Genomic DNA, 12204 nt, shown 5'->3' with positions numbered 1-12204 from the left:
AGCGGCATTCACGCCGTGGCCAACCGACCGCGGCGTTCCATCGAATTCCGACGGCCGATCCCGACCATGAACGACGCCACCGCCAGTGCCATCAAGCCGAATCCGGAAGCCCCGGCTGCCAGCCTGGGTGCCCAGCATTCCCCTCTTTTCGCATTGGTGACCGACACCTTGCGGCAACGCATCCTTGGCGGGCAATACGAACAGGGCGAGCGGCTGGTGGAAAATACGCTGTCACTGGAGCTGGGCGTGTCGCGTATTCCGGTGCGCGAGGCGCTACGCGCGCTGGCGGCCGAAGGCCTGGTGAGTATCGAGCCGCGCCGTGGCGCATCGGTGGCGCGCTTGTCGCCCAATATCGCGCGCGAGATGGTGGAAGTGCGCGCCACGCTGGAAGGGCTTAACGCCAAGCTGGCCGCGCAGCGCCGCGACCCGGCGCTGATCCAGGAGCTCGAGAAAGTGCTCAAGGAAGGCAACGATGCCGTCAACAGCGGGCAGACCGAGCGCTTTATTGAACTCAATTCCCGCTTTCACGAAGTGCTCGGAAATATCGCTGCCAACAGTGTGTTGCAGGACATGATGCGCTCGTTGCGCGAACGTACCGCGCTGCTGTTTGCCCCGGCAAACCTGAGCCGGGCGCGCACCAACTGGGACGAGCACGCCCAGATCCTGCAGGCCGTGATCGCCGGCGATGCCGATTTGGCGTCACTACTGGCTACCCGCCATGTCTACAGCGCGGCCAAGGCAGTGGAAGCGATGAACGGTGACGCCACGGCGGCGTAATAACGCAGTAGCGCAGCACCGCAATAACTCGCTCGCCCGGTGGCTCCCTGAGGTCAGCTGCACCCCTTCAGTTCACACAAGCCCGCATTGCGCACCACGAAATGGCGCAGTGCACCATTGAAGTGTATACTGTAGGCGTTTGTTGACCACAATAGGGAATCACCATGAACTACCCGGATGCTTCGTATTTCGACCGTCCGGTGGGCGAGCAGCTTCGCAGCCACTTCGCACGCCGTGCCATCGTTCGTCAGGCCACGCCGTTGCTGCCGTTCCGTTTCGCCGACCTGCTGGCGCTGCTCCGGAGCGGAACCACGCAAAGCAAGACGGTCTGAGCCAAAGCCACACCTCTGGCCCACCATGAACAAAGCCGCCCAGATGGGCGGCTTTTGTTTTCCCGGGTCGTTCAGATCGTGGCCGGCGGCATCTCGACGCTGCCAAACTCGGCCGATCTGCTACCGCTTATCGGACGATTGCTGGCACCGAAATACGCAAATGCCACCGACAGCTTGACGGCTTCCGAGTCATTGCGGCCCGCGGCATGGAACAGCCGGCTGTCGAACATCAGCACGTCGCCCCGGTGCAGCGCCAGCGGCATGGTGCCCTTGAGCAGATCCTTGCTGGCCGGATGCGCCTCCACCAGGAACTCGGCCGGATCGAGCTGCGCCGGATCGAGCCGCGCGCGGTGCGAGCCCGGAATCACGCGCAGCACGCCGTTGCGCTCGTCTTCATCGCCCAGTGCCAGCCACACCGTGACCAGATCCGGCTTTACGAACGACCAATAGCGCGTGTCGCGATGCCAGCCAGTCTGGCTGCCAAAATGCGGATGCTTGGTCATCACGCAGTTATGGTGGGCCAGGGTCAGCCGCACCGGCTCGCCAAGCAGCGCCTCGACCGTGGCCACCACTTGCGCATTGCTGGCCCAGCGTCGGAATGCCTCGTCGCGGCCATAGGCCTGGCGCAGGCGGCGCACCGTATTGCCGCCCGTGGCCTGGCGCGTGGCCGGTGCCCCCGGGTAGCCTAGATCGGCCTCGAACTCCACCGGCGGCACCGCGCCCGCCAAATGCTGGCGCGTCACAGCTTCCAGCGCCGCGCACGTGGCTTCGCTGGCAAAGTTGCGCAGGACAATGTACCCGCCGGTGTGGAATTCACGCGCCAGGCTGGCCAGCGCCGCCTGGTCGGCCAGCGGCGCGGAAGAATCGAAATCGAGGGAAGCGGACGCGCCAGACGCGCGCTGTTGCGAAGCAGTCATTGCAGCGAGGTAAGACGATTCTGAAAGTGGCAAGGTGCCAACAACACCGATGATGCCAGAAGCCACGAGAACCGGCGCGGGTTGGCGCCTGATTCCGGTGTTTTTGGACTAAACAGAGGCGTTGTCGCGGCTTCGCTGCGTGCGGAAACCCACTGTCCGATGCGACCCCGGCGCCGCTACAATGGCCGCACCCTGCTGTACGAACCGCATCGCCAACCACCCTTGATGCCGCCATCGTGACTGCCCGACCCAAGATCACCGCCTCGCTGGCCGAGGCCCAGAACCAGCTCGGCCGCATCGTCCTGGGCAAACCCCGCCAGGTGCGGCTGGCGCTCGCATGCATGCTCGCTGGCGGCCACTTGCTGCTGGAAGACGTGCCCGGCGTGGGCAAGACCACGCTGGCGCATGCCCTGGCGCAAACACTGGGACTCCAGTACCGGCGTGTGCAATTCACAAGCGACCTGCTTCCCGCCGATCTGGTTGGCGTTTCGGTTTTCCTGCGCGAGACCGGTGACTTCCGCTTCCACCCCGGTCCGGTCTTTGCGCAACTGGTACTGGCCGACGAGATCAACCGCGCGCCACCGAAGACGCAGAGCGCCCTGCTCGAAGCGATGGCCGAGCGTCAGGTCACCCATGACGGTGTCACGCATGCACTGCCGGCTCCGTTCTTTGTCATTGCCACCCAAAACCCGCTAGAACAGATCGGGACGCATGCGCTACCCGAATCCCAGCTGGACCGCTTCACGATGCGCATTTCGCTCGGGTATCCCGACCCGGCGTTCGAACGCGTGCTCTACCTGGGCGGTGCCGCAAAGCAGGAAGCGACGGCCATCATGAACGCGGAGCAGGTGCTGGCGCTGCAAGCTGCGGTCGGCCGCGTCTACGCCAGCCCGGCGCTGGTGGACTATGTACTGGCCCTGGTACAGGCCACACGCGCGGAACCAGGCTTCGCCGCGGGACTCTCGCCACGCGCCGGCCTGTCACTGCTGGCATGCGCGCGGGCCTGGGCGCTGCTTGACCAGCGCGAGATGGTGGTGCCTGAAGACGTGCAGGCCGTCTTTGCAGCGGTAGCCGCTCACCGGCTGTTGCCAGCCGGGCAGGGACAAACCTCGCTGGATCGCCTGCTGGCCGGCGTGGCGATCCCCTGACCACGCGCCACAGTTGCTTGCGCCCAGATCATGCGACGCGCCTCGGCGGTGCCCAATGCTCATGGAACGTCACCCGCCACGGTGACGGCGCGCCCGCGTCGGCCGCGCAAGCCCATCAACGGCGTGGTCACGCTCGACCGGCGGCATCTCTATATCCTGCCCACGCGTAGCGGGCTCGGCTTCGCACTGTTGTTGCTGGCCATGCTGGTGACTTCGCTGAACTACAACATCAGCCTGGGCTTTGCCCTGACCTTCCTGCTGACCGGTATCGGCATGGCCTGCATGTGGATGGCCTATCGCAACCTGCTTGACCTCGAAGTTTCCGCAGGCCCCGTATCCGCTGCCTTCGCGGGCGATGTCGCGGTGTTTGCATTGCACGCCAGCAATCACGACAGCGGCGCGCGAATCGGCATCGAGGCACGTGTATCGCGCGACAGCGAGACACGGCAGCCACCTTCGCTGACGCTCGATGGCATGGGCAGTGGCGACCTGCCTGTCCATGTGCCCGCACCGCGCCGCGGCCGGCTGGCATTGCCGCGCGTCACCATCTCCAGCCGCTTTCCATTCGGGCTATTCCGCGTCTGGAGCTATGCGGATTTTCCGGTCACCGCGATCGTCTATCCCGCAGCCGAACCCAAGGCGCCACCGCTGCCGTTGATTCCCCAGCCCGACGACAGTGACGACGGCGTGCTCGGCGTGGCATCGGACGATGGCATCGACCAGTTGCGCAGGTACCGTCCGGGCGACCCGCTGCACCGAATAGCGTGGAAGCACAGCGCACGTGCCGGCCGTTGGCTCAGTCGTACCGGGCAAACCCAGCGGCAGCCCGGCTGCTGGATCGACTGGAATACGCTGCCGGTCACGATGGACACCGAGGCACGGCTGTCGCGGCTCTGCGCGTGGGTGCTGGCCGCGGGCGACACCATGGACATCGGCCTGCGCCTGCCCGGCGTGGAACTCTCGCCAGGCCACGGCGCTTCGCATCGCCGTGCCTGCCTGGAAGCGCTGGCGCTATGGCCGGAGCGCCGCCCATCATGACATCGCCAGCCCAGCCGCAACGCACGCTCGGCCACCAGGAACATGGCATGCTGATTGGCCAGCTGGCGCTGGTGCTTGCGCCGCAGGCCCGCACGCTACCGGTGTCGATCAGTATCCTGCTATTGCTGCTGCTGGCCTGGCGCTGGCTGCTGTGGCGGCAGCGCGCGCCGCTGCCATCGAAGCTGATGATCGGCGTAACAGCGGTACTGGTACTGGTGATTGCCGGCGCGCTGGTCTGGCAGGCCGGCGGCAGCCTGGGCCGAGAGCTATGCGTGGCGCTGCTGGCGGCGTTCGTCATCCTCAAACTGATGGAAACGCGTGCGCTGCCCGATGCGACGCTGGTCACGCAGTTGTCGTTCTACCTGCTGCTGACACTCTATCTGGCTGACCAGCCATTCTGGCTGGCGCTCTACAGCATGGCCATCGGTGCCTGGATCCTGCGCAACTGGCTGCTGTTCCATCACCCGGAAGCACGCGGACGGCTGGCGATCTGGCCGCTGCTGGGACGCATGGCGCTGTTCGGCTTGCCCTGGGCCCTGTTCCTGTTCGCGCTGTTTCCTCGGCTCGACCATCCGTTATGGCGGCTACCGCAATCCGAGCCCCTGGGCCGTACCGGCATCAGCGACACGATGAAGCCGGGGAGTATCGGCGAGCTGATCCGGTCACCGGAAGCGGCGTTCCGCGCCGACATCATCGGCAATCCACTGCCCCCCAGCGCGCTCTACTGGCGCGCCCTGGTGCTCTGGAACTACGACGGCCAGACGTGGCGACTGGACGACGCGCAACCGACCCGACCCGCGCCGGGCTTGCGCGATGATGTCGAGGACGATGTCCCGCTGGCCGCACCATCGTCAGGCCTGCGCGAATACAACGTGACCCTGGAGGCCACGCAGAAAACCTGGCTCTATCTGCTCGATCGTGGCGTGGCAGTGTCGGACAGCCTCGCGGCACGCCAATCCGCCGACGGAGAGTTTTTCACGCGTACCCCTGTGGACCGGCCACTGCGCTATCGGGCGCAATCGATGCTGCAGGCAACACCCCAGCCGCTGACACGCCGTACGCTGCAGCTATCGCTGGCATTGCCGGATGGTAATCCGCGCAGTCGCGAGCTGGCGGCACGCTGGGCAACGCAGTATGCCGATCCGTGGCAACGCGTGCAGGCAGCCATGCGGCTGTTTGCCGCGGCGCCATTTGCCTACACACTTTCGCCGCCGCCGCTGGGTGCGCAACAGGTCGACAGCTTCCTGTTCGATACGCGGCGCGGCTTTTGCGAGCACTACGCGAGCAGCTTCGTATTCCTGATGCGCGCGGCCGGCGTGCCTGCACGGGTGATAACCGGCTATCAAGGCGGCGAGTTCAATCCGGTCGGCAAACACTATGTGATCAGGCAGTCCGATGCACACGCCTGGGCCGAGGTCTGGCTCGACGGGCGCGGCTGGGTTCGTGTGGACCCGACCAGCGCCGTAGCGCCAAGCCGGGTGGAAGAAGGTGTCGATGCCGCGCTCGAAGGAGAAGAACTGCAGGCGCTGCGCGACCTGCGCGCGCCCGGATGGTTGCGTGATCTGCGTTGGGGCTTCGACGGCCTGGCCTACAAATGGCAACGTTGGGTGCTCGAATACGACCGGGGGCAACAACACCGTTTGCTCGACCAGATTGGTCTGGCCAACCAGTTGCCGCGTGTGATGGCCTTTGGGCTGGCCGGCCTGAGCCTGATGGCACTGGTGCCGATGTGGCTACGGCGCCGGCGCGTGGATCCGGTTCAGGCACTGTACGAGCGCTTCTGTGGGCTGCTGTCTCGGCATGGCTGCGCGCGGCGCGCATCGGAGGGGCCGCATGATTTCGCGGCGCGTGCCGAAACCGCGTTGCCCCACGCCGCGCCAGCGGTGCGCGCGTTCACCAATGGCTACATTGCGTGGCGCTACGGGAAACCGGCCGGGCAAGCGGACGCCAGGAACCTGTCCAACCTGCGCCAGGCACTGCGCGAATTGGCGCGAAGCCTCAAACGATAGATTTGCCGACAAGTTGGCGCGGCGAATCGTCGCTGAGCATGACCAGACTGTCCATCAGACGCGCCTTGCAAACTGACGTCGCGGCACATATAGTTTCATCCGTAACTATTGCAGATGAAACTACCTATGTCGTTCGAACGCCGCATCGACCGCTTTTGCGATGACCATCCAGAAGCGCCACGTGACCTGATCCTGGCGTCGCGGTTGCTGCTGCGTTCGGCGCGGCTGTTGCGGCATCACATCGAGCGCGCCCTCGCGCCTCACGGGCTGGACCTGAGCCAGTACCTTGTCATCAGCATGCTGGCGATCGATGCTGGCGAACCGACCATGCCGTCGGAACTGGGCATGACGATCGATGCCACGCGCACGCAGATGACGCGGTTGATCGACGTTCTGGAAGCGCGGGGCCTAGTGCAGCGCAAGGCTTCCGAGCATGACCGGCGCAGCCTGGAGCTGAGCCTGACACCGGCCGCACACGCGCTTCTGGAACATGCAGCGCCCGCCGTCCATGCCGCCTATGGCGAAGCCTGGGCACCGATCGGCAAGGCCGGTCTGGCTGCCGCCACCCGCGAACTCACCCAGCTACATCAGCACCTTGCCGCGCTGGAGGCAGTCAAGCCGTGAGCGCCCATGCTGGACGCTGGCACCGGCTGCGTGCCGGCATGCGCTGGCTGCGGCTGTTAAGCCATCAGCAGCGGCAGACGCTGATCATGATGCTGCTGGGACTGACGACCGGCGTCGAATTCCTTGAAAACATCATGTTCGTGTTTGCGTCGAGCCATATCATCGGCGGCATCGATGCGGACCCGCGCAGCTTTGCGCTGGTGCAGGCCGCCTACGCGGTCGGCAGCATGATGATGATCCTGAAGCAGCAATGGCTGGCGCAGCGGTTTGGCTATCGCCACTACCTGACCGCCTCGCTGCTGCTGTTCATGGCTGGCACGCTGGTGGCCGCCACCAGCACGTCACTGCCGCAAATGGTTCTCGCCCGCTTCATGCAGGGTGTCGGCGGCGGTGCGCTGTTCACCAGTTGCCGGATACTGGTCAACCTGATGTTCGGCGCCGCAGACCGCCCGCGCGCCTCGCGCTTGTTCATGCTGGGAATTTTCACGGCATCGGCCATCGCGCCGGCCCTGGCTGCGGAGCTGGTCGAACGCGGTGTCTGGCAGGATGTTTTCTACGGCGTAATGCCGTTCGCCTTGCTCGCCACGGCCGGGGTCTGGCTGCTGCTGCCCGACGCGGAACCGCGCGATGACATGGAAGGGCCCGCACTCGGCCCCTTGCTGCTGTTCGGCGTGGCCATGGTCGCGCTGCAGGCATCGATGACCGAGGCACGCTTCGACATCTTCTCGCACCCTCTGCGCGTGGCTGTCATTGCCGCGGTCGCTTTGGCGCTGCTCGGCATCTTCCTCTGGCATCAGTGGCACCACGCCACGCCCGTCTTGCGGCTGCGCTCACTGCGCCAACCGGTGTACATGGCCGGGCTGGCGATGTACTTCATCTATTACATGATCAGCAACCTGAGCAGCTATGTGTTCCCGATCTATGCGGAACAGGCGCTCAGGTTTCCGCTGGCCACTACCGGGTGGCTCAACACATTGGCCGGGGTCATCAGCCTGGTGGGCATCTGGGTCTATCTGCGCATGGCGCGCAGGCTCAAACACAAGAAGCCGGTGATGGTCGCCGGGCTGCTGCTGATGTGTGCCGCCATGACGTACTTCTCGTTCATGCCGCCAGACATTGGCCCTTCGGCATTAGTCGTCGGGCTCATCGGCAAGGGCCTGTTCGGTGTGATGGTCATCATCCCGATTGCAGGGCTCACCTTCGGCTCTCTGGCCGGCGACGACTTCGCCCACGGCTATCGCAGCAAAAACCTGGTCCGGCAGATCGCGAGCTCGTTCGCCTCGGCCGTTGGCGCAGTGCTACTGCAGAACCGTCAGTTTGCCGTGCACACGAGCCTGGCAAATGCCATCGGTCAACGGCCGGCGGAAACAGAACAATGGATGCATGCCATGCAGTCCACACTCGCAGCACGTGGCTTCGATGCCGGACAGGCTCACGCCGGTGCGCTGGTACAACTGGCTGCCATGGTCGATCAACAGGCGCGACTGATTGCCTGCGAGGATCTCTATCGGTTGATTGCCGCGCTCGCGCTGATGGCGGCGGTCTTTATGCTGGTGCAGCGCCGGCTCGATTGACCACGCCTGGCGAAGCAAGCGGAGGAGGAACGGCGGTCGTACGGTTGCGCTGGCAGCAGCGCGGCAATGGCGCATCGCCATCGCGAACGGGCAAGTATGCCCTGAGATCAGGAACGCGGTGCGGTCACGCGGTCTTCAGAACAGCGACAGCTGGCGCATGCCGAAACCCACGGTCTCTTCCACGCGGGCACGTGCGTGTGCGAGCGAACCCTCTGCGCCGGAATAGTTGCCGGCCGCCCAGTGGTAGACCACAGGCAGGTCACCGCGGTCGGACAGGCGAACCTCGCCAAGCTTGTCGCCACGATCACTGCGATAGTAGTGAGAACGGTAGCCACGCTCCCAGTGGGGAGGGACTTCTTTCTTGCGCCGACGAGCCGTCGGCTTTGTAGTGGCTGGCGTGAGCCGCCGTGCCAGGTCGGTACCCGGCGAGATGGGGGCGCGGGTGAAATCCAACTGCATAGACTTCCTTCTTCTGTCGATTCAGCAAGAACCAGAAGTGGCGACGTGAGTCACCACACGCTTCATGCATCGCAGTCGAGATGATACCCGCTCAAACGCCTCCATGGTACGTTTTGTCACCCGGAAATCCGCTTCTGGCAAGGGTTTGCGGGCGTATACGCGTATACGTATACGCCCGCTGTATACGTCTCGTATACGTTTCCGGTGGCGCGTAAACCGCTTCGTCGTGCTCGCTCAACCGAGATCGAGCGGGATGAAGATGCGTGCGTCGTCGCGTTGTACAAGCAGGGCCACCTGCTTGCCGGATTTCGACACCAGCGCGCGCAGTTGCTCCGCCGATGCGATCGGTGTGCCGTTCAACGACAAGATGACATCTCCGGGCTGGATACCCACGCGCGCGGCCGGACCCGTAACATCCTCGACGACCAGTCCGCCATCGATACCGCTATCGCGTTTCTCGGCCGGCGTCAGCGGACGTACCGCGAGACCCAGTCGGCCACCTGCCTCGCCACCGTTCTTGCCTTGCGCAACCGACGTTTCCTTCACGGCGCCGATCTTGACGGTCAATGCCATTGGCTCGCCTTTGCGGATCACCTTAAGCCTGGTCTCAGTACCTGGCTGCAGGTCAGCCACGTGTTCTGGCAGATCGCCCGAGTGATCGATCACGTCATCGCCCAGCTGCACGATCACGTCGCCCGGCTTTACGCCGGCTTTTGCAGCGGGACTGTCTGGTTCGACAGAGTTGACCAGCGCGCCCGCCGGCTTCGGCAGGTTGAAAGACTGCGCCAGCGCCTGGTTGACTTCCTGTACCGAGATGCCAAGACGCCCGCGGGTGACCTTGCCATGCTCCACCAGTTGCTGCTCAACCTTCTTGGCCACGTTGATCGGGATCGCGAACGACAATCCCTGGTAACCGCCGGTCTGGCTGTAGATCTGTGAATTGATACCAATCACTTCGCCACGCTGGTTGAACAACGGACCGCCCGAGTTGCCTGGATTGACGGCAACATCGGTCTGGATGAACGGCACATAGGTATCGTCCGGCAACGAGCGCGACTTGGCGCTGACGATGCCGGCAGTCACCGTATTCTCGAAGCCATAGGGCGAGCCGATCGCGAGTACGGGCTCACCAACCCGAATCTTCGAGGGGTCGCCCAGACGTACGGTAGGCAGGTCCTTGGCATCGATGCGAATGACTGCGATATCGGTCTGCGGATCCGAGCCCAGTACCTTGGCTTTGAATTCGCGGCGATCCGTCAGCTTCACCGTGACCTCGGTTGCGTTATCGACAACGTGGGCATTGGTCAGGATCAGTCCATCGGCGCTGACAATGAAGCCCGACCCCAGCCCCTTCACAAGCTGGGGTTGTTGGCTCTGCGGGCCCTGGAACTGAGGACCGAAACGCTTGAAGAACTGGAACAGCGGATCGTCCGGGTCCATGCCCGACGGCATTTGCGCCGACGTGCGCTGGGCACGCGCGGTTACGCTGATATTCACGACGGCAGGACCATACTGGTCGACGATGCCGGAAAAATCAGTTGGGGTGGCCACGGCTACCGGTGCAGTGACAGCCGGCGTTGGCGCTGCATATCCGGGAGTGATGGCATCCTTCTGCAAATAGGCATAGCCGCCCGCAAGGGCTGCGAGCGCGGCGACACCGACAGCGGAGCGAGCAAGAGTCTGACGAATCATGGTGCTTTCCTTTCTGGATGATGGGTGGCGCCGCTTTGCTGATTGGCGCGACATGGTCATCCTAAGCAGCCACACTTAAACCAGACTTAAGGCTCGGCTATTGGCTTGCCAGAACCGATCAGTCCTTGCCCCTTCATGAGCGAGCCCTATTCTCTATAGGGTCGATAGAAAATTTATCTTGCACACAATTTAATTGTGTATAAGATAGCTGCATGACGACGCCAACCAACACCCAGGCCAAGCCAACTGACTGGCTTCAGCTCGATCAGCAACTCTGTTTCGCGCTGTATTCAACATCGCTTGCAATGACGAAAGTCTATAAGCCGATGCTTAGTGAGCTTGGGCTTACATATCCTCAGTACCTTGTGATGCTTGTCTTGTGGGAGCACGACGAGTTGGCGGTATCGGAGTTGGGAACGCGACTGACGCTGGATTCCGGGACGCTGACGCCCTTGCTGAAGCGCCTGGAAACCGCCGGATTCGTCAGACGCGAGCGCGATGCTGCAGATGAGCGCCGCGTGCTGGTCAGCCTTACGGATCCTGGCCGCGCGTTGCGCAGCACCGCAGTAGGAATTCCGGAAAAGTTGTTGTGCGCGACGCAGTGCTCGATCGAAGAGATCCAGTCATTGACGGCGCGCCTGCATGCCATGCGGTCCACGTTGGAAGCTTCGCGGACCGAGGATTGATTGCCGATCATCGGCTCTTTGATTAGCTGCCCGTTCCGGGCGAACCTAGGAGATTGCAAATGAAACTGGAAAAAGTCCTTTATACCGCTCATGCATCCGCAACCGGTGGCCGTGATGGCCGCGCCCAGACTTCCGACGGCCAACTCGATGCCAAGCTGGCGGTGCCGAAGGAAATGGGCGGAGCCGGCAACGGCCTGAATCCGGAACAGTTGTTCGCCGCCGGTTACTCGGCTTGCTTCCTGGGTGCGATTCGCTTCGTGGCAGGCCAGCAGAAAATTACCGTGTCACCGGATGCCAAGATCGAAGGTGCAGTCGGTATTGGCCAGATTCCCCAGGGCTTTGGCATTCAGGTCGAACTGAAGATCTCGCTACCGGGCATGGAAAAGGAAGCCGCGCAAAAGCTGGTGGAAGCCGCTCACCAGGTTTGCCCGTATTCGAATGCCACCCGCGGCAACATCGAGGTCAACCTGATCGTGGTGTGAAGCTGTCTACGCTGCAGATATGAAAAACGCCGGCTATTTGCCGGCGTTTTTCATTGGATCCTGGGTTTATTAGCCTGACCTCTGCAGATCGACATACATCGCACGCTTTTGCGTGGCAGACATCCGTTTGATCCTTATTTCGGCCTTGAGGGCCTCGGATTTATTTGGAAATTGCAGCCAGCCAAGCAATCGCAATGGCCTGCGGGCACGTGTGTACTTGGCTCCGATTCCCGCCACATGCTGGGCATAGCGGCGCTGAACGTCAGTCGTAATGCCGGTGTAGATCGAGTCACCTTCGCACTCGAGCATATAGAGAAACCAGGGAGTTTCCTCAGCGATCGCGAGGTCGGTATCGGCAGACATTTGGCAGCGATGATACGCGAGCCCAAACCGTCGCGCAAAAATACAAAAGCCCAAAAGCAAAACCCCCAAGCTTATGGGCTTGGGGGTTCTGGGTATAAGAGCC

13 protein-coding genes are annotated in these 12204 nt (G+C 63.2%); 9 read left to right on the top strand and 4 right to left on the bottom strand.

The genetic code is table 11. From position 1 onward, the window contains the following. Positions 1–66 precede the first annotated feature (66 nt). A complete protein-coding gene (locus ACO550_RS08590; protein WP_315597550.1) occupies positions 67–777 on the top strand; it encodes an FCD domain-containing protein in 711 nt (236 codons plus the stop codon). Between the two features lie 164 nt (positions 778–941). Next, positions 942–1109 carry a hypothetical protein gene (locus ACO550_RS08585; RefSeq protein WP_315597549.1) on the top strand — a complete coding sequence of 56 codons (168 nt, stop codon included), beginning with the start codon at positions 942–944 and terminating at the stop codon, positions 1107–1109. A gap of 71 nt (positions 1110–1180) precedes the next feature. Here ACO550_RS08585 and ACO550_RS08580 read toward each other — a convergent pair whose 3' ends face one another. After that, positions 1181–2026: a phytanoyl-CoA dioxygenase family protein gene (locus ACO550_RS08580; protein WP_315597548.1), complete on the bottom strand. Its 846-nt coding sequence runs from the start codon at positions 2024–2026 to the stop codon at positions 1181–1183. Between the two features lie 236 nt (positions 2027–2262). On the opposite strand from ACO550_RS08580, the gene ACO550_RS08575 reads away from it, so the two are divergent. From ACO550_RS08575 to ACO550_RS08555, 5 genes are all read left to right on the top strand, one after another. Continuing rightward, positions 2263–3174, top strand: a complete 912-nt coding sequence (locus tag ACO550_RS08575) for an AAA family ATPase (protein ID WP_315597547.1) — start codon at positions 2263–2265, stop codon at positions 3172–3174. A gap of 30 nt (positions 3175–3204) precedes the next feature. Beyond that, complete coding sequence (locus ACO550_RS08570; protein WP_315597546.1) at positions 3205–4212, top strand: DUF58 domain-containing protein; 1008 nt, start codon at positions 3205–3207, stop codon at positions 4210–4212. Continuing rightward, a complete protein-coding gene (locus ACO550_RS08565; RefSeq protein ID WP_315597545.1) occupies positions 4209–6221 on the top strand; it encodes a transglutaminaseTgpA domain-containing protein in 2013 nt (670 codons plus the stop codon). Before ACO550_RS08570 ends, ACO550_RS08565 begins: the two co-directional genes overlap by 4 nt. 126 nt (positions 6222–6347) lie before the next feature. Further along, positions 6348–6845 carry a MarR family winged helix-turn-helix transcriptional regulator gene (locus tag ACO550_RS08560; RefSeq protein WP_315597544.1) on the top strand — a complete coding sequence of 166 codons (498 nt, stop codon included), beginning with the start codon at positions 6348–6350 and terminating at the stop codon, positions 6843–6845. A 38-nt stretch (positions 6846–6883) separates the two neighbouring features. Beyond that, positions 6884–8419, top strand: a complete 1536-nt coding sequence (locus ACO550_RS08555; protein ID WP_315597576.1) for an MFS transporter — start codon at positions 6884–6886, stop codon at positions 8417–8419. Positions 8420–8554: 135 nt separating this feature from the next. On the opposite strand, the gene ACO550_RS08550 is transcribed toward ACO550_RS08555, so the two are convergent. Both ACO550_RS08550 and ACO550_RS08545 read right to left on the bottom strand, forming a co-directional pair. Further along, entirely contained in the window at positions 8555–8878 is a 324-nt protein-coding gene (locus tag ACO550_RS08550; protein WP_315597543.1) for a hypothetical protein, read from the bottom strand. Between the two features lie 234 nt (positions 8879–9112). Next, a complete protein-coding gene (locus ACO550_RS08545) occupies positions 9113–10570 on the bottom strand; it encodes a DegQ family serine endoprotease (RefSeq protein ID WP_315597542.1) in 1458 nt (485 codons plus the stop codon). Between the two features lie 212 nt (positions 10571–10782). Here ACO550_RS08545 and ACO550_RS08540 point away from each other — a divergent pair, with 212 nt between their 5' ends. Both ACO550_RS08540 and ACO550_RS08535 read left to right on the top strand, forming a co-directional pair. Next, positions 10783–11256: a transcriptional regulator, SarA/Rot family gene (locus ACO550_RS08540; RefSeq protein ID WP_315597541.1), complete on the top strand. Its 474-nt coding sequence runs from the start codon at positions 10783–10785 to the stop codon at positions 11254–11256. Between the two features lie 59 nt (positions 11257–11315). Then, complete coding sequence (locus ACO550_RS08535) at positions 11316–11738, top strand: Ohr family peroxiredoxin (protein WP_315597540.1); 423 nt, start codon at positions 11316–11318, stop codon at positions 11736–11738. 69 nt (positions 11739–11807) lie between these two features. On the opposite strand, the gene ACO550_RS08530 is transcribed toward ACO550_RS08535, so the two are convergent. Next, positions 11808–12101: a GIY-YIG nuclease family protein gene (locus ACO550_RS08530; RefSeq protein ID WP_315597575.1), complete on the bottom strand. Its 294-nt coding sequence runs from the start codon at positions 12099–12101 to the stop codon at positions 11808–11810. Positions 12102–12204 lie beyond the last annotated feature (103 nt).

Source organism: Cupriavidus sp. (assembly GCF_057315035.1).
This window is presented reverse-complemented; position numbering and strand designations above follow the sequence as displayed.